This window comes from Aeromonas genomosp. paramedia, from assembly GCF_023093515.1.
GTDB lineage: Bacteria > Pseudomonadota > Gammaproteobacteria > Enterobacterales > Aeromonadaceae > Aeromonas.
In genome coordinates this window covers 108,242-124,892 of the sequence record NZ_JAAROG010000003.1, presented here as the reverse complement: position 1 = coordinate 124,892, position 16,651 = coordinate 108,242, and the positions used below count along the sequence as shown (strand labels likewise).

The window sequence follows — 16,651 nt, the reverse complement described above, 5'->3', positions numbered from 1 at the left end:
GATAACAGTAACAATATGAGCGTTGATATTAGCGATTTCCCCAACCTGGCCCTCGCGGATACGCCGGTCGAGTTGCGATCCCTGCCCAAAGAGCGGCTGCCCATTCTGTGCGAAGAGCTGCGCGAGTATCTGCTGCGCTCGGTGAGCCGCTCCAGCGGCCACTTCGCCTCCGGCCTCGGCACAGTCGAGCTGACGGTGGCGCTGCACTACGTCTACAACACCCCCTTCGATCGATTGGTGTGGGACGTAGGCCATCAGGCCTATCCCCACAAGATCCTGACCGGTCGGCGCGAGCGCATTCACACCATTCGCCAGAAAGATGGCCTGCACCCCTTCCCCTGGCGGGAAGAGAGCGAGTATGACGTGCTCAGCGTGGGCCACTCCAGCACCTCCATAGGTGCCGCCCTCGGCATGGCGGTTGCCGCCGAGAGCGAAGGGCTGGGCCGCAAGGTGGTGGCCGTCATCGGTGACGGCGCCATCACGGCAGGCATGGCCTTCGAGGCCCTCAACCATGCAGGCGATGTCCACAAGGACATGCTGGTGGTGCTCAATGACAACGAGATGTCCATCTCCGAAAATGTCGGGGCGCTCAACAACCACCTGGCCAGGCTGATGTCCGGCAAGCTCTACACCACCATCCGCGAAGGCGGCAAGAAGGTGCTGGCGGGGCTGCCGCCGGTCAAGGAGCTGGCCAAGCGGGCCGAGGAACACCTCAAGGGCATGGTGGTGCCGGGCACCCTGTTCGAGGAGTTCGGCTTCAACTACATAGGCCCCATCGACGGCCACGACATCCACGCTCTGGTCGAGACCCTGCGCAACATGCGCAACCTCAAGGGTCCCCAGCTGCTGCACGTCAAGACCAAGAAGGGCAAGGGCTACGAGCCCGCAGAGAAAGACCCTATCGGCTATCACGCCGTCCCCAAGTTCAACCCGGACGAGTGCGCCCTGCCCAAGAGCGCCGGTGGCAAGCCCACCTTCTCCGCCATCTTCGGCCAGTGGCTGTGCGACATGGCGGCGAAAGACGAGAAACTGGTCGGCATCACCCCCGCCATGCGCGAGGGCTCCGGCCTGGTCAAGTTCAGCCAGCAGTACCCGGATCGCTACTTCGACGTGGCCATCGCCGAGCAGCATGCGGTCACCTTCGCCGCCGGCCTTGCCATCGCCGACAAGAAACCCGTGGTCGCCATCTATTCGAGCTTCCTGCAACGGGCCTATGACCAGCTGATCCACGATGTGGCGCTGCAGAACCTGCCGGTGCTGTTCGCCATCGACCGCGCCGGTCTGGTAGGCGCCGACGGCCCCACCCATCAGGGGGCGTTCGACATCAGCTTCCTGCGCACGGTGCCGAACATGGTTGTGATGACGCCGTCCGACGAGAACGAGTGCCGCCAGATGCTCTACACCGGCTATCAGTGCAACCAGCCTGCTGCGGTGCGCTACCCCCGTGGCAGCGGCTGCGGCAGCGAGATCATGAGCGAGATGCAGGCACTTGAACTCGGCAAGGGCCGGATTATTCGTCAGGGCAAGGGCACCGCCATACTGGCGTTCGGCACCCTGCTGCATCAGGCGAGGGCCGCCGCCGAGGCGCTGGACGCCACCCTGGTGGACATGCGCTTCGTCAAGCCCATGGACGAGGCCCTGGTGCTCTCCCTTGCCGCCTCCCACGATCAGTTTGTCACTCTCGAGGACAACGCCATCATGGGCGGTGCCGGCTCTGCGGTGAACGAGCTGCTGATGCATGCCAAGCAGTGCAAGCCTGTGCTCAATCTGGGGCTGCCGGATCGCTTCGTGGAGCAAGGCACCCAGGAGGAGATCTATGCCCAGCTGGGGCTGGATGCCGCAGGTATCCAGGCCAGCATCGAGACCTGGCTGCTGGTCTGACGCAGAACGGCAGGCCCGACAAGGGCAAACACGAGCAATAAAGAAGGGCGCCATCAGGCGCCCTTCTTGTCATTCATGATGTCAAACCGGTTCACGGGCCGCCGCAGCGCACTCGTGAACCACCTTCCATCAACCCTTGTAGATCTTGGGGTTGAACACATCCCGCAGCCAGTCACCCAGCAGGTTGATGACCAGCACCAGCACCACCAGGCAGATGCCCGGGAAGGCGGTGATCCACCAGGAGCCGGAGAAGATGTAGTTGAAGCCCACGCTGATGAGCGACCCCAGCGATGGCTGATCCACCGGCATGCCCAGCCCCAGGAAGGAGAGTGCCGCCTCGCTCATGATGGCGTTCGCCACCTGCACGGTGGAGATGACCAGGATGGGCGACAGGCAGTTCGGCAGTATGTGGCGGAACATGATGCGCGGGGCACGGAATCCCATCACCTGGGCCGCTTCCACATACTCCTTCTTCTTCTCTGCCAGCACGGAGGCGCGCACCGTCCGGGCATACTGGGGCCATTCGGCGATGCCGATGATCACCACCAGCATCAGGATGGCGAACTTCGAGTAGAACTCGGAACCAAACGTAGCCTGGAAGATGGCGGAGATGATGATGGCCACCATCATGGTGGAGAACGACAGCTGCACGTCGGCAAAGCGCATCAGCAGGTTGTCGATGCGACCACCGAAGTAACCGGCGATGAGACCGATGACGATGCCGAGCACCAGCTGCAGGCCGACGGCGAACAGGCCTATGGTCAGCGAGATGCGGGCGCCATAGAGGATGGTGCTCCAGATGTCCCGTCCCTGGTTGTCGGTACCGAGCCAGAAGCGCGCCTCGCCCCCTTCCAGCCAGGAGGGCGGCAGCTCCGCATCCATCAGATCGAAGCTGGTCTGGTCATAGACGTTGTGCGGTGCCAGCCAGGGCGCCAGCAGCGCCGCCAGCACGAACACCACAAACACCGCAAAGCTGAACATGGCTACCTTGTCCCGCAGGAAGTAGTAGACGATGTCAGAGTTCTTGAATCGCGCCCAACGGCTTGGGCTTGCAGTTACAGCGTTAGTCATCTGTTACCCCTTGGCGGTCAGGTTGACGGTCGGGTTGATGAACCCGTAGAGCAGGTCGACCAGGGTATTGGTCACCACGAAGATAAGGCCCACGAAGATGACGTAAGCGGTGATCAGCGGGGTATCGACCCGGTGGATCGCCTCGAGGAACAGGAAGCCCGTCCCCGGCCACTGGAACACGCTCTCGGTCAGTATGGTGTAGGCCACCATGGTGCCGATCTGCACGCCGCCGACGGTGATAACCGGCAGCATGGTGTTCTTCAGGGCGTGCTGGTAGTAGACCTTGTTATTGTCCAGCCCCTTGGCACGGGCGAACTTCACGTACTCGGAGGAGAGCTGCTCCAGCATCTCGGAGCGTACCAGCCGGATGAACAGCGGCAGCATGATGGAGGAGAGGGACACCGCAGGCAGGATCAGGTGCAGTATGCCGTCCCAGGTAAAGAAGCCCGACTCCCAACCCAGCAGGTTGTAGGTCTCGCCACGGCCATAGGCCGGCAGCCAGCCGAGCTGGATGGAGAAGAGGTACATCAGCATGATGGCGGTCAGGAAGACCGGGATCGAGATGCCGATGCTGCTCACCGCCATGATGAGCTTGGTCAGGAAACTGCGCGGTCTTATCGCCGAATAAACCCCCAGCGGAATGGAGACTACGACGATGATGAGCGCAGCGGCAAACACCAGCTCAAGGGTAGCCACCAGCTTGTCGAGGATCACCTCGAGGGCCGGTCGCTTGAAGAAATAGGAGGTGCCCAGATCCCCTTGCACCGCGTTCTGCAGGAAGCGGCTGTATTTCACCAAAAAGGGATCGTTGAGGCCCATTTTGTCGCGCAGCTCCTGGCGCACGGACTCGGAGACGGATTGTCCCACCAGCTCGCGCAGCGGATCCCCCAGGTTGTCCTGGATGGAGAAGGCGACCAGGCTGATGACGAACATCACTATCACGGCCTGATAGAACCGTTTCAGCAGGAATGTAAACATGCTTGTCCTTCTACGTGGCCTGTGTCTTGGCACAGGCTTCTGTTAATGGCGGGGCACCCATGGACGCCCCGCCAGGTCCTTCCTTAGCGCTTCACTTACTTGTTGACCACCAGGTCACCCAGGTAAGGGAAGTTCATCACGTTGACCACAGGCTTGATGTCGACGTTCTTCTTGGCACCGTAGGCCAGGTCTTCCCAGTGCAAGGGCACATAGGCAGCGTCGTCGATCAGCATGGCTTCCACCTTCTGCAGGATGGCGGCACGCTTGGCCGGGTCGGTTTCGGTGTTCGCTTCCATCACCATCTTGTCAGCCTCTGCGTTGGCATAACCGCCGCAGTTGTACTGACCCATGCCGGTCTTGGCATCCTTGGTGAAGGTCAGGAACTCGAAGAAGTTCGCACTGTCTTCGGTGTCGGAGTGCCAGCCGATCAACTGCATGTCGGAGGCGCACTTGTCAAACTCGGGCCAGTACTGGGCCACCGGCATGGTCTTCAGATCCACCTTGATGTTGATCTTGGACAGCATGGCGGAGACGGCCTGGGCGATCTTGACGTCGTTGACGTAGCGAGCAGCCGGGGAGATGAAGGTCATCTTGAAGCCCTTCTCGTAACCGGCTTCCTTCATCAGCTCCTTGGCCTTGGCCAGATCATACTGGGGCTTGAGCGCCTCGTTGTAACCGGCATAGCCTTTCGGGCTCAGCTGGCCGGCCGGAGTACCGAAGCCCTTGTTGATCTTGTCGACTATGCCCACCTGGTTGATGGCGTAGTTGATTGCCTGACGCACACGCTTGTCTTTGAGCGCCGGGTTGGTGTTCTGGTTCAGCTCGATGATGATGGCGCGGGTACCGGACAGGGTCACCAGCTGGGAATCCTTGCCGTTCTTCACGCGCTCCAGATCGTTCGGGGCAACCGGGTAGATCATGTCCACGTCACCACCCAGCAGGGCGGCTACGCGGGTCGCGTCTTCCTTGATGGGCACCACGGTCAGGTTCTGGACGTTGCCCTTGGAGGCCTTGTCCCAGTAGTTGGCGTTGCGGGCATACTCCAGCTTCACGCCCTGCTCGCGGAACTTGACGCTGAACGGACCGGTACCGGAAACATGGGTAGAGGCATAGGAGTCGCCGTTCTTGACGATGGCGGCCTTGTCCTTGCCGGCTTCATCCTTGCCGCTGTAGAACTTGGAGTCCATCGGGAAGATGTAGGTGACGGTCTGCAGCACCAGCGGGAACGGCTTGGCGGTGACGAGATCCACGGTGAAGTCATCCACCTTCTTGGCTTCGGCGATGGGGTCGAAAATAGCCTTGAAGTCCGGGGAGGCCTTCAGACGGTTGACGGTCCATACCACGTCATCGGCGGTGAAGTCGTTGCCGGAGTGGAACTTGACACCCTTGCGCAGGTGGAAGCGGACGGTCTTGTCGTCGATGCGCTCATACTTCTCGGCCAGACGCGGCTCGAACTGCAGATCCTGGGTGTAACGCATCAGGGGATCGAACACCAGGTGAGACATCTCCAGGGTCTGACCGGAGAGCTGCTCCTGCGGGTCCAGCGAGGTGGCGTCGGAGGCGACGGCAACCTTGATGTCGGCGGCAGAAACGTTGAACGCGAGACCAGCGGCGAACAGCGCCATGGCGATCTTGGATAATCCTTTCTTCATGTCTTTCTCCATGCTTTTGGCTTTTTATTGACAGACAAACCGGCGAACCGGTGCTTTCCTAGCTTGCGATTTCCAGCCCCTCGCGGGACATTCCCTTAAATTCCGGCATGAGGGAGATCAGCTTGCGGCTGTACTCATGCTCGGCATTGGTAAACAGTTTTTCGGTCTCCGCGACCTCCACCAGGTGGCCGTGCTGCATCACGCCGATGCGGTCGCACATCTGGCGGATGACCGGCAGATCGTGGCTGATGAACAGCATGGTCAGCCCAAGCTCCTGCTGCAAATCCTTGAGCAGGTTGAGGATCTGGGCCTGTACCGAGACATCCAGCGCCGAGGTGGGCTCGTCGCAGATGAGGAAGCGCGGCCGGGTCGCCAGGGCGCGGGCGATGGAGATACGCTGGCGCTGACCACCGGAGAACTCGTGGGGATACTTGACCCCGGCCCCGCGGCCGAGGCCGACGTGATCCAGCAGATCGCTCACTATGCCCTCAATCTGGCTCTCGCTGGTCGCCAGTTTGTGGAAGCGGATCGGCTCGGCGATGATGTCACGCACCTTCATGCGTGGGTTCATCGAGGAGTAAGGGTTCTGGAACACCATCTGCATCTGGCGGCGCAGCGGGCGGCGCTCATGCTCCCCTTTCAGGGCGGTGAGATCGATCCCCTCGAAGAAGATCTTGCCGGTATCGGGCGGATAGAGGCCGGTGATGGCGCGGGCTATGGTGGATTTGCCGGAACCCGACTCCCCCACCAGACCGAAGGTCTCCCCTTCGAAGATCTCGAAGCTGATGTTGTTGCAGGCGCGCACGTACTGGCGGCGGCTCGGGAAGATGGAATCCTTGGTGACGAACTTCAGATCCACGTTCTCCACCCGCAGCAGGGCCCCTTCATAGGCGCGCTCGTCCTGACTCTGGCCGAGCCAGTGGGTCTTGAGATCGATGCTGAGATCCGGCGCACCGGCATCCTCTATGTAGGAGACCAGGGGGAAGCGCACCAGCTTCACATCGGAGCGGGGCACCGCCGAGATGAGGCTGCGGGTATAGGGGTGGCTGGGGCGACCCAGCACCTGTTCTGTGGTGCCGAACTCCACCAGATCCCCGCGGTACATCACAGCCACCTTGTCGGTGACGTTGGAGACCACGCCCATGTCGTGGGTCACCAGCATGCAGCCCACCTGACGCTCCTTGCAGAGGTTGCGGATGAGCTGGAGGATCTGATCCTGAATGGAGACGTCCAGCGCCGTGGTCGGCTCATCGGCGATGATGAGCTCGGGATCCCCAGACAGCGCGATGGCGATGACCACCCGCTGGCGCATGCCACCGGAGAACTGGTGCGGGTACTGCTTGATGCGCACTTCCGGCTGCGGGATCCCGACCGCCCCCATCAGCTCGAGGGCCTTGGCAAAGGCGGCCTCGCGATTGAGATCGGTATTGGCCAGTATGGTCTCCACCAGCTGCTGTTCAACGGTGAACAGCGGATTGAGGGAGGTCATGGGATCCTGGAAGATGAAGCCGATACGGGAGCCACGGATGGCCCGCATCTCGTTCTGGCTCTTGCCGGAGATGAGTTCGCCGTTGAGGTAGATATCGCCACGGGCGATGCGACCGGGCGGGCTCAACAGATCGATGACGGCATTGCCTATGGTGGACTTGCCGGCACCTGATTCACCGACTACGCCGACGATCTCGCCTTTTTCCACGGAAAAAGAGAGATCCTTGACCGCGGCCAGCACCCCATAGCGGGAGGGGTACTCGATCCGCAAGTTTTTCACTTCGAGCAAGGACATGGTTACCTCTGCGGGGGACATCCGTCCCAAATAATTCGTCCGTAAATCAGCCGCAGATGCTGGTTGTGCCTTGGTACTTAATGTTGAGAGCTTCTCTTGTGCAGTAAACGCTCAATCCATGAGGCAGCCAAACCAGCGATCCGGGCGGGTTTTTTGCATTTTTTTGGAATAACCCGCGAGTAAGTTAGTCGGTTTGCCCGCGGGTGTAAATGATCCAGTTATACAATTTCGCAATACTTTGCGCAGATAACGCACTCGCCATTGGCGCAAAATGTCGATAAATATCACATTAACAGAGATTGTGATGGCAATGCGAGAGATTAGCTTATTTAAATTTCAACAAAGATGTAACAAGCAATCGAATCCACTATTCAACGCAGAGTACGCGGCTTCGAATGAGTAGTGAATATTTATGTGAAATGATTTTTTAACGGCAGCATATCTGGATGAAGGAAAACTAAGCAGAGATAAATAGGGTCAACTCAGAATGATCTGCCAGAGCCCAATTCGCCATCACCGGACAAGGCGGGGGGATTGCATACAAAAAGGCGCAGTCCCATCAAGGAACTGCGCCTGAGGCTTAATTGTATGGAAAGAGCGGGCAGACAGACGATGAAATTGCGCGGCAGGCCCGCCATGGCGGCCGTGATCGCCGACCCGCCTTACCAGCGAGCCAGCAGCTGCATGCAGAGCAGGGCGAACAGGCCGGCGATGAGATCATCCAGCATGATGCCGAGTCCGCCGTGGATACGGCGATCGAACCAGGAGATGGGCCAGGGCTTGAGCACGTCGAATAGCCGGAACAGCACGAAGCCGGCCAGCACCCACTCCCAGCCGGCGGGGGCCGCTATCATGGTGACGCCGAACCCTATCACCTCGTCCCAGACGATGGCGCCGTGATCCGGCATGCCGATGGCATCGGTGGCCGCCTGGCAGATGCGGATGCCCGCCATGAACCCCACCGCCAGCAGGGCGATGAACCAGGGGGTCGGCAGACCGCTCACCAGCAGGTAAAGAGGGATAGCGGCGAGCGTCCCCATGGTGCCCGGCGCCCTGGGGGAAAGACCGGCACCAAAACCCAGCGCCAGCAAGTGGAGCGGGTTCTTCAGGCTCAGGCTTGTCAGCTCGGGCCTTATCTTGAAAAAGCTCATGCGAAGTGATCCCAGCCCTTGATATGCAGCTCGACCGGCTGCTCATCCTGCACATAGTCGATGCCGGGGTCGCCGGCCTGGATGCGGCCGATGCGGGTGAACCTGACGCCACAGTTGGCCAGCGCCGTGTCCAGGGCACCGTGATGCTCTTGTGGCACGGTGAAGCAGAGCTCGTAGTCATCCCCACCGGCCAGCGCCAGCTGCCAGGCATCCCGTGCGGGCACGGCGTCCTGCAACACCGGCGAGAGGGGCAGCAGGTCGAGATCGATCTGGGCCCGCACGCCGGATGCCTTGAGGATGTGGCCGAGATCGGAAGCCAGGCCGTCGGAGAGATCCAGCGCGCTGCTTGCCAGCCCGCGCAAGGCCTGACCGGCCAGGATGCGGGGATGGGGATGATCGAGCCTGGGCAGCACGGCCGCCAGCTGGTTCTCGTTGAGGGTGCGCTTGCCCAGCAGATGGGAGAGGGCCAGGGCCGCATCCCCCAGGGTGCCGGTAACATAGATGCCGTCCCCTACCCTGGCGCCGCTGCGCATCAGGGCACGACCGGCCGGCACGGATCCCTTCACCGAGACGGTGATGGAGAGTGGCCCGCGGGTCATGTCCCCCCCCACCAGGGCCACATTGTAATATTCGGCGAGCTCGAGGAACCCTTCCGCAAAGCCCGCAACCCAGGCCTCGTTGACGGCGGGCAGGGTCAGCGCCAGGGAGACCCAGCGTGGCTCTGCCCCCATAGCGGCGAGATCGGAGAGGTTGACCGCCAGCGCCTTGTAGCCCAGATCCACCGGATCCATGTCCGGGAAGAAGTGCACGCCGCTCACCAGGGTATCCGTGCTCACCGCCAGCAGGGTATCGGCGGGCAGGGTCAGCAGGGCACAGTCATCCCCTGGGCCCATCACCACGTCCTTGCGGGCGTGGGGGACCTTGAAGTACTTCTCAATCAGCTCAAATTCACCCATACAGTAAAAAGCCAGCGGTTAGGCTGGCTCCTCTCTTAATGCTGATGGACGTCAGGATCAACGCTTGGTCAGCGTCTTGATCACCTTGTCCAGTACACCGTTGACAAACTTGTGGCTGTCATCGGCGGCGAAGGCTTTGGCCAGCTCGATCGCTTCGTTGATCACCACGCGCGGCGGCACATCATCACGACGGGTCAGCTCGTAGGTCGCCAGACGCAGGATCGCCTTGTCCACCATGTCCACTTCTTCCAGCGGACGGGAGAGGAAAGGCGAGAACACCTTGTCCAGCTCGTTGCAGTGGACCGCTACCCCGAACAGCAGATCGCGGAAATAGCTCAGGTCCACACCCTTGGTGTCCTGATCGATCTTGAACTGCTCTTCGATGTCGCCCACGTTGGCCTGGGTCATCTGCCACTGGTAGATGGCCTGGGTGGCGCAATGGCGGGCCTTACGGCGCTCGGACGGTTTCAATGTACTTCTCCTCGTTACACGTCCAGCTGTTTCAGGACGTTGATCATTTCGAGCGCGCTCAGTGCAGCCTCTGCACCCTTGTTACCCGCCTTGGTACCGGCGCGCTCGATGGCTTGTTCAATGTTTTCAGTGGTCAATACGCCGAAGGCGACGGGAATCTCATACTCCATCATCACCTGGGCCAGCCCCTTGCCGTTCTCGCTCGCCACCAGTTCGAAGTGATAGGTGCCGCCACGGATGACGGTACCGAGCGCAACTATGGCGTCGTATTGACCGCTCTTGGCCAGCTTCTTGGCTGCCAGGGGAATTTCGACGGCACCCGGCACGCGCACCAGGGTGAGATTGCTGTCCTGGACCTGGCCTTGACGCTTCAGTACGTCGACCGCACCGTTCACCAGACTGTCATTGATGAAGCTGTTGAAACGGGCAACGACAATAGCAACACGCGCCTCGGGAGCGGCGATATTCCCTTCGATAATCTTCATTGGAAATCCTGTCTCTGTGCAATCAATAGGGGCCGGGGCCAAAAGTGCACGCATTCTAGCACAACAGAGCCGCGACAAAAAACCATGGCCGCAACGAGCGGCCAGGATAGTCATTCAACCCGTCAAGGGCTTGCTCGCCGACGTACTCCACCACCTCGAGGCCGAAGCCACTGGCGAGCATGGTATTTCATCAAGCGAGCACCAGGGTTCTTGCTCGCCGACGTACTCCACCACCTCGAGGCCGAAGCCCCTGGCGAGCATGGTATGTCGTCAAGCGAGCACCATGGCGCTTACTCGCCGACGTACTCCACCACCTCAAGGCCGAAACCCCCGAGGGCATGGTATTTCTTCGGCGAGCTCAAGAGGCGCATCTTGCCGACCCCCAGCGCCTTGAGGATCTGGGAGCCCACGCCGACCCGGCGCGAGGTGCCCTGCCACTTGGCCCCTTCCGGTGCCAGTCCCTTGTCGGCGGCTTCAAAGCCCTTGACCCGGGCCAGCAGCTCGGCGCCCTGGGCTTCGGCCCCCAGGATCACCAGCACACCGCCCTCGTCGGCGATGCGGGCCATGGATTTGGGCAGCGGCCAGCTGCGGGCGCTGTGGCGATCCGTCAGCAGCAGATCGCTCAGCACGTCGTGCAGATGGACCCGTACCAGGGTCGGCTGGTCGGCTTTCACCTCGCCTTTCTTGAGGGCGAAGTGCACCTGGTTGTCTATGGTGTCGCGGAAGGTGACGAGATCAAACTCCCCGAACTCGGTGGGCAGCTTGCACTCGGCCACCTTCTCCACCGTGGTCTCGTGCTGGTTGCGGTACTCGATGAGATCCGCGATGGTGCCCAGCTTGATGCCGTGCTGCTCGGCGAAGATCTCGAGATCGGGACGGCGCGCCATGGTGCCATCCTCGTTGAGGATCTCGACGATGACGGAGGCCGCCTCGTAACCGGCCAGACGGGCCAGATCGCAGCCCGCCTCGGTATGGCCGGCACGGGTCAGCACGCCGCCATCTTGCGCCATCAGCGGGAAGATGTGGCCGGGCTGCACCAGATCGGCGGCCTTGGCGTTCGGTGCGACGGCGGCCTGGACGGTCACGGCGCGATCGGCGGCGGAGATGCCCGTGGTCACCCCTTCGGCCGCTTCTATGGTCACGGTGAAGGCGGTGGAGAACTGGGCATTGTTGCGATCAACCATCAGCGGCAGCGCCAGCTGCTTGCAGCGATCCCGGGTCAGGGTCAGGCAGATGAGGCCCCTGCCGTAACGGGCCATGAAGTTGATATCCTCCGGACGGACACAGGAGGCGGCCATGATGAGGTCCCCTTCGTTCTCCCTGTCTTCGTCATCCATCAGGATCACCATCTTGCCCGCCTTGATATCGGCAATGATTTCCTGGGTTGTGCTCAGCGCCATGGGCTACTCCATCAACATGCTTGGGGAATTGAGCCTGCCGGCTCGGCTTGATACTGCATCATTGTGTGCTAGATGGGGGCGCGGGGCCCCATTTCAATCGGAGCGGGATCACAGAACCGTGTTTTGCCCGCTCCCCTGCCTGTCAGATAAACCCGGATCGGGCCAGGGTCTCCAGGGTCAGGCTGGACCCGCCCTGCTCCTGCGCCCTGCCCTGCATCAGCCGCTCCAGATAGCGGGCGATCTGATCCACTTCCAGGTTCACCCTGTGGCCCGGTTTCCAGCGGGCTATGGTGGTCTCCTGGACCGTGTGGGGCACAATGGTCAGGCGAAAGAGATCCCCCTGCACGGCGTTGACCGTCAGGCTGATGCCATCCACCGCAATGGACCCCTTCTCGGCGATGTAGCGAGAAAGTTCCTTTGGCGCCTCGATCCAGTACTCGATGGCGCGGCCGCTGCTGGACTTGCTCTTCACCTCGCCGATGCCATCCACGTGACCCGAGACCAGGTGGCCGCCGAGGCGGGAGGTGGGCATCAGCGCCTTCTCGAGGTTCACCGGATCCCCTACCTTGGCCTCGGCAAAGCCGGTGCGAGAGAGCGTCTCAAGGGAGACGTCGGCGGTGTAGCTCTTGTCCCCCAGGGCCACCACGGTCAGGCAGACGCCGTTGGTGGCGATGGAGTCGCCCAGCTTGACGTCGCCAAAGTCCAGGGTCGGCGCGTGGACGGTGAGGGCCATGTCATCCCCTTGGCGGCGCAGGGCGGCCAGGGTGCCCATGGCTTCGATAATTCCGGTAAACATGCAGATCACCTTGCTGATGACGGGGGCAGTGACTGCCCCCTTGAACATTGATAAATCAGGCTATTTTCGCTGTGATGCGAATATCCTGCCCCACCAGACGCACATCCTTGACAGTGAGCTTGGGGGCCTGGAACAGCCGGGTCAACTCCGGCAGGTGGAACAGGCCGCGCCCCTCATCCCCCAACAGCTTGGGAGCCTGATAGAGCACCAGCTCGTCCACCAGCCCCTTGGCCAGCAGGGCGCCGCACAGCCTGGGGCCCGCCTCCACCAGCACAGAGTTGATGTTCTGCTTGGCCAGCAGCATGAAGAGGCTCACCAGATCCAGCTTGCCATCCAGCAGCGGCAGGGTCAGCTGCTGCACCCAGGCAGGCCAGTCCCCGTCGACCTTGTGACGGGCCAGCAGCACAGGGCTCTCGCTCTGGAACAGGGGCAAGTCCGGGGTCAGCCGGTTCTGGGAATCGACGATGACCCGCAGCGGCTGGCGCAGGGTCTCTTTGGGATAAACGGCCTTGACCGAGGCCGGCAGCTCGTCCCAGCGCACGTTGAGGGAGGCGCCGTCGGCCAGCACCGTCTCGGCGCTGGAGAGCACCGCATCGTGGCGGGCACGCAGCCGCTGCACGTCCCGGCGCGCCTCCGGGGAGGTGATCCACTGGCTCTCGCCGCTCGCCATGGCGGTGCGACCGTCGAGGCTGGCGCCGAGCTTGACCGTCACCTGCGGGAAGGCGGTGCGCATCCGCTTGAAGAAGCCGGGGTTCAGCGCCTCGGCCTCGGCGCTGAGCAGGCCGAAGTCGGTCTTGATGCCCGCCTCGGAGAGCATGCGCAGCCCGCGCCCCCCTACCTGGGGATTGGGATCCACCATGGCGGCGACCACCCGGGTCACCCCGGCCTTGATCAGCGCCTCGGCACAGGGAGGGGTGCGACCGTGATGGGAGCAGGGCTCCAGGGTCACATAGGCGGTGGCGCCGCGAGCCTCTTCCCCGGCGGCATGCAGGGCATAGACCTCGGCATGGGGTTCACCGGCACGCTGGTGCCAGCCCTCCCCCACCACCACGCCGGCCTTCACCAGCACGGCGCCCACACAGGGATTGGGGGCCGTGGTGTAACGGCCGCGACGGGCCAGCTCGAGGGCCCGGCTCATCCATTGGTAATCGTCTTGACTAAACATCTGGGCTCCCGTTCAACGCGAGAAAATAGGGGTGCTAACGCAATCCGTGGATGGCTGGCTTATTTCTCCAGCTTGGCGATCTCTTCGCCGCTTCTTGTTACAAACAAGGCGGATGTCCTCGAGTCCTGAGGTAGAGAGGGGTGAAGCGGATATTGCTTTGCTCATCCGACCCTCCTCACTTCTCCAGCTTGGCGATCTCTTCACCGAATTCGCGGATGTCCTCGAAGCTGCGATAGACGGAGGCGAAGCGGATATAGGCCACCTTGTCCAGGCTCTTGAGTTCATCCATCACCAGGTTGCCCACCAGCTGGGACGCGACTTCGCGCTCGCCGGTGGCACGCAGCCGGGATTTGATGTGATTGACCCCCTTTTCGATGGCCTCCATGCTCACCGGCCGCTTCTCCAGGGCCCGCAGTATGCCGGCCCGCAGCTTGTCTTCATTGAAGGGCTCGCGGGAGCCGTTGGACTTGATGACACGGGGCATCACCAGCTCGGCCATCTCGAAGGTGGTGAAGCGCTCGTGGCAGAGCAGGCATTCACGACGGCGGCGCACCTGATGGCCTTCTGCCACCAGACGGGAATCGATCACCTTGGTATCAACCGCACTACAGAAAGGGCAATGCATCGGACCTCCGGCGTTAACGGAAAAGGCACCTGCCCCGCGGGGTCAGGATCTTGGCTGGCCAGTGTAGCACGGCCATCCAAAGCCGGTAAAAGCCCAGAAAAAACAATGCCACCCTAAGGTGGCATTGGGGCTGAAATGGCGCCGGTTCAGTCGTCGTAGGGCAACAGATCCGGATCGCAATCCACATAGTCGGGGGCCGGATCTTGCTCGAATTGCACCGCATCGATATGGGTATGGCCCTGCATCAGCGCCTTGCCCACCCTGTGCATGCCATCCATCACCCGTCCGGCACTGTCCAGAATGATGGGATAGGCGAGATCGGCGGCCTGCATCAGCTGGCAGTGTTCTACTATGCTGCGCACCGTGGGTTTCACGCCACCATGCCCGTACCAGTGCTCGCTATCGAGCTCCGCGAGCTGCGAGAGTGGCACAGCGTGCACCGGCAACCCGCGGCTCAGCCGCACCAGACGGCGCACATCCCAGGCCAGCAGGCCCTCGGGGCTTGGGCGAAAATGATACTGGGCGCGGAGGGCAGAGATGAGTTCCTCATCACTGAGCGCGGTCTGATTTGGCATGGTGCCTCCTCTGTCGGTCGATGAGTACAGCCCTATGGCAAGGCCGGTGCAGAAACAACAATGCCACCCTGGGGTGGCATTGTTTTTATACCAGAGTCTCTGGCGTATCAGGCATAAACCGGGAAACGGCGGCAGATGTCCAGCACCTTCTCGCGAACGGTGGCCAGCACGGCGTCGTTGTCGTGGTTGTCCAGCACGTCGCAGATCCAGTTGGCCAACTGGATGGACTCGGCTTCCTTGAAACCGCGGCGGGTGATGGCCGGGGTACCGATCCGCACACCTGAGGTGACGAACGGGGAGCGCGGGTCATTCGGCACCGAGTTCTTGTTGACGGTGATGTTGGCCTTGCCCAGTGCGGCGTCGGCGTCCTTACCGGTCAGCTCGCGTCCGATGAGGTCAACCAGCATCAGGTGGTTGTCGGTGCCGCCGGAGACGATCTTGTAGCCGCGCTCGATAAAGGTAGCGGCCATGGCCTTGGCGTTCTTCACGACCTGGGCCTGGTAGGTCTTGAACTCTGGCTCCAGCGCTTCCTTGAAGGCCACTGCCTTGCCGGCGATGACGTGCATCAGCGGGCCGCCCTGACCACCCGGGAAGACGGCGGAGTTCAGCTTCTTGTACAGATCTTCGTCGTCGGCGGCGGAGAGGATCAGACCACCGCGCGGACCGGCCAGGGTCTTGTGGGTGGTGGAGGTGACCACGTGGGCGTGGGGCACCGGGTTCGGGTAGACGCCAGCGGCAATCAGACCGGCCACGTGGGCCATGTCGACGAACAGGTAAGCACCGATCTTGTCGGCGATTTCGCGCATGCGGGCCCAGTCGACGATGCCGGAGTAGGCGGAGAAGCCACCTATCATCATCTTCGGCTTGTGCTCGACCGCCAGACGTTCCATCTCGTCATAGTCGATCTTGCCGGACTCATCGATGCCGTAGGGGATGATGTTGTACAGCTTGCCGGAGAAGTTGACCGGGGAGCCGTGGGTCAGGTGACCACCGTGGGCCAGGTTCATGCCCAGCACGGTGTCGCCCGGCTGCAGCAGGGCCATGTAGACGGCGCTGTTGGCCTGGGAGCCGGAGTGCGGCTGCACGTTGGCATAGGTGGCACCAAACAGTTCCTTGGCGCGCTCGATGGCCAGGGTTTCGACCACGTCGACGTACTCGCAACCGCCGTAGTAACGCTTGGCCGGGTAGCCTTCGGCGTACTTGTTGGTCAACTGGGAGCCCTGGGCTTCCATGACGCGGGGGCTGGTGTAGTTCTCAGACGCGATCAGCTCGATATGTTCTTCCTGACGACGGGTTTCGTCTGTGATGGCCTGCCACAGCTCTGGATCATAGCCGGCGATGGTCATGTCACGTTTCAACATCCGTTTATCTCCTGAAAATCGTTTGCGCGATAGGTGAAGTGGGCCCGCGCATTGTAACGTGAGCTGGATCAAAGAGACAGTCCAACCACCCAAAAACTTGTTTATAAAATGTAAAATACGTCGCAATTTTCGAAGCCGGACACCCCTCTTTCCCCTTGCCTCTCGCGGGGCAGGCGCCCCTTCCGTCGGCTCGGCCCCTCCCGGGACGCCCGGCAATCCTGTCTGACCCGCCCCCTGAGTCCTCCCCAATGGAGGGCAAAAACCAGAGCCAGATCATGGATATAGCATTTACTAACAGATA

Annotated in this window: 15 protein-coding genes; 1 reads left to right on the top strand and 14 read right to left on the bottom strand. The window is 61.6% G+C overall.

The genetic code is table 11. The annotated features are described in order from the left end of the window. The first annotated feature begins 15 nt into the window (after positions 1 to 15). Positions 16 to 1,881 carry a 1-deoxy-D-xylulose-5-phosphate synthase gene (gene dxs, locus HB860_RS03025; protein ID WP_247625707.1) on the top strand — a complete coding sequence of 622 codons (1,866 nt, stop codon included), beginning with the start codon at positions 16 to 18 and terminating at the stop codon, positions 1,879 to 1,881. Positions 1,882 to 2,010: 129 nt separating this feature from the next. Here the strand turns inward: dxs and HB860_RS03020 are convergent, their stop codons facing one another. The 14 genes from HB860_RS03020 to glyA form a co-directional block, all read right to left on the bottom strand. Further along, positions 2,011 to 2,952 (bottom strand): ABC transporter permease, encoded by a 942-nt coding sequence (locus HB860_RS03020; RefSeq protein ID WP_025326038.1) that lies wholly within the window; start codon positions 2,950 to 2,952, stop codon positions 2,011 to 2,013. A 3-nt stretch (positions 2,953 to 2,955) separates the two neighbouring features. After that, positions 2,956 to 3,930: an ABC transporter permease gene (locus tag HB860_RS03015; protein WP_202046534.1), complete on the bottom strand. Its 975-nt coding sequence runs from the start codon at positions 3,928 to 3,930 to the stop codon at positions 2,956 to 2,958. A 95-nt stretch (positions 3,931 to 4,025) separates the two neighbouring features. Continuing rightward, on the bottom strand, positions 4,026 to 5,582 hold the full coding sequence (locus HB860_RS03010) for an ABC transporter substrate-binding protein (protein WP_106887629.1): 1,557 nt from the start codon (positions 5,580 to 5,582) through the stop codon (positions 4,026 to 4,028). Positions 5,583 to 5,640: 58 nt separating this feature from the next. Further along, entirely contained in the window at positions 5,641 to 7,365 is a 1,725-nt protein-coding gene (locus tag HB860_RS03005; protein WP_139437331.1) for a dipeptide ABC transporter ATP-binding protein, read from the bottom strand. A 662-nt stretch (positions 7,366 to 8,027) separates the two neighbouring features. Then, positions 8,028 to 8,516: a phosphatidylglycerophosphatase A family protein gene (locus HB860_RS03000; RefSeq protein ID WP_139437329.1), complete on the bottom strand. Its 489-nt coding sequence runs from the start codon at positions 8,514 to 8,516 to the stop codon at positions 8,028 to 8,030. Then, a complete protein-coding gene (gene thiL / locus HB860_RS02995) occupies positions 8,513 to 9,472 on the bottom strand; it encodes a thiamine-phosphate kinase (protein WP_247625706.1) in 960 nt (319 codons plus the stop codon). Before thiL ends, HB860_RS03000 begins: the two co-directional genes overlap by 4 nt. 57 nt (positions 9,473 to 9,529) lie before the next feature. Continuing rightward, a complete protein-coding gene (gene nusB / locus HB860_RS02990) occupies positions 9,530 to 9,943 on the bottom strand; it encodes a transcription antitermination factor NusB (RefSeq protein ID WP_139437325.1) in 414 nt (137 codons plus the stop codon). 14 nt (positions 9,944 to 9,957) lie between these two features. After that, positions 9,958 to 10,428, bottom strand: a complete 471-nt coding sequence (gene ribH / locus HB860_RS02985; RefSeq protein ID WP_139437323.1) for a 6,7-dimethyl-8-ribityllumazine synthase — start codon at positions 10,426 to 10,428, stop codon at positions 9,958 to 9,960. A gap of 290 nt (positions 10,429 to 10,718) precedes the next feature. Beyond that, entirely contained in the window at positions 10,719 to 11,828 is a 1,110-nt protein-coding gene (gene ribBA / locus HB860_RS02980; RefSeq protein ID WP_139437321.1) for a bifunctional 3,4-dihydroxy-2-butanone-4-phosphate synthase/GTP cyclohydrolase II, read from the bottom strand. A 142-nt stretch (positions 11,829 to 11,970) separates the two neighbouring features. Next, entirely contained in the window at positions 11,971 to 12,624 is a 654-nt protein-coding gene (locus tag HB860_RS02975; protein WP_247625705.1) for a riboflavin synthase, read from the bottom strand. 55 nt (positions 12,625 to 12,679) lie between these two features. Further along, positions 12,680 to 13,789, bottom strand: coding sequence for a bifunctional diaminohydroxyphosphoribosylaminopyrimidine deaminase/5-amino-6-(5-phosphoribosylamino)uracil reductase RibD (gene ribD, locus HB860_RS02970; protein WP_247625704.1), 1,110 nt, complete (start codon positions 13,787 to 13,789; stop codon positions 12,680 to 12,682). A 175-nt stretch (positions 13,790 to 13,964) separates the two neighbouring features. Further along, on the bottom strand, positions 13,965 to 14,414 hold the full coding sequence (gene nrdR, locus HB860_RS02965) for a transcriptional regulator NrdR (protein ID WP_025326027.1): 450 nt from the start codon (positions 14,412 to 14,414) through the stop codon (positions 13,965 to 13,967). 146 nt (positions 14,415 to 14,560) lie between these two features. Next, positions 14,561 to 14,989 (bottom strand): hypothetical protein, encoded by a 429-nt coding sequence (locus HB860_RS02960; RefSeq protein ID WP_247625703.1) that lies wholly within the window; start codon positions 14,987 to 14,989, stop codon positions 14,561 to 14,563. 107 nt (positions 14,990 to 15,096) lie between these two features. Then, positions 15,097 to 16,350, bottom strand: a complete 1,254-nt coding sequence (glyA, locus tag HB860_RS02955; RefSeq protein ID WP_043153250.1) for a serine hydroxymethyltransferase — start codon at positions 16,348 to 16,350, stop codon at positions 15,097 to 15,099. Positions 16,351 to 16,651: the final 301 nt, after the last annotated feature.

Excerpts from the sequence above, each read along its gene's own strand:
- thiL (WP_247625706.1), bottom strand. The coding sequence starts at position 9,472 with ATGGGTGAATTTGAGCTGATTGAGAAGTACTTCAAGGTCCCCCACGCC.
- HB860_RS03005 (WP_139437331.1), bottom strand. The coding sequence starts at position 7,365 with ATGTCCTTGCTCGAAGTGAAAAACTTGCGGATCGAGTACCCCTCCCGC.
- nrdR (WP_025326027.1), bottom strand. The coding sequence starts at position 14,414 with ATGCATTGCCCTTTCTGTAGTGCGGTTGATACCAAGGTGATCGATTCC.
- dxs (WP_247625707.1), top strand. The coding sequence starts at position 16 with ATGAGCGTTGATATTAGCGATTTCCCCAACCTGGCCCTCGCGGATACG.
- ribH (WP_139437323.1), bottom strand. The coding sequence starts at position 10,428 with ATGAAGATTATCGAAGGGAATATCGCCGCTCCCGAGGCGCGTGTTGCT.
- HB860_RS02960 (WP_247625703.1), bottom strand. The coding sequence starts at position 14,989 with ATGCCAAATCAGACCGCGCTCAGTGATGAGGAACTCATCTCTGCCCTC.
- ribD (WP_247625704.1), bottom strand. The coding sequence starts at position 13,789 with ATGTTTAGTCAAGACGATTACCAATGGATGAGCCGGGCCCTCGAGCTG.
- ribBA (WP_139437321.1), bottom strand. The coding sequence starts at position 11,828 with ATGGCGCTGAGCACAACCCAGGAAATCATTGCCGATATCAAGGCGGGC.
- HB860_RS03020 (WP_025326038.1), bottom strand. The coding sequence starts at position 2,952 with ATGACTAACGCTGTAACTGCAAGCCCAAGCCGTTGGGCGCGATTCAAG.
- HB860_RS03000 (WP_139437329.1), bottom strand. The coding sequence starts at position 8,516 with ATGAGCTTTTTCAAGATAAGGCCCGAGCTGACAAGCCTGAGCCTGAAG.
- HB860_RS03010 (WP_106887629.1), bottom strand. The coding sequence starts at position 5,582 with ATGAAGAAAGGATTATCCAAGATCGCCATGGCGCTGTTCGCCGCTGGT.
- HB860_RS03015 (WP_202046534.1), bottom strand. The coding sequence starts at position 3,930 with ATGTTTACATTCCTGCTGAAACGGTTCTATCAGGCCGTGATAGTGATG.
- HB860_RS02975 (WP_247625705.1), bottom strand. The coding sequence starts at position 12,624 with ATGTTTACCGGAATTATCGAAGCCATGGGCACCCTGGCCGCCCTGCGC.
- glyA (WP_043153250.1), bottom strand. The coding sequence starts at position 16,350 with ATGTTGAAACGTGACATGACCATCGCCGGCTATGATCCAGAGCTGTGG.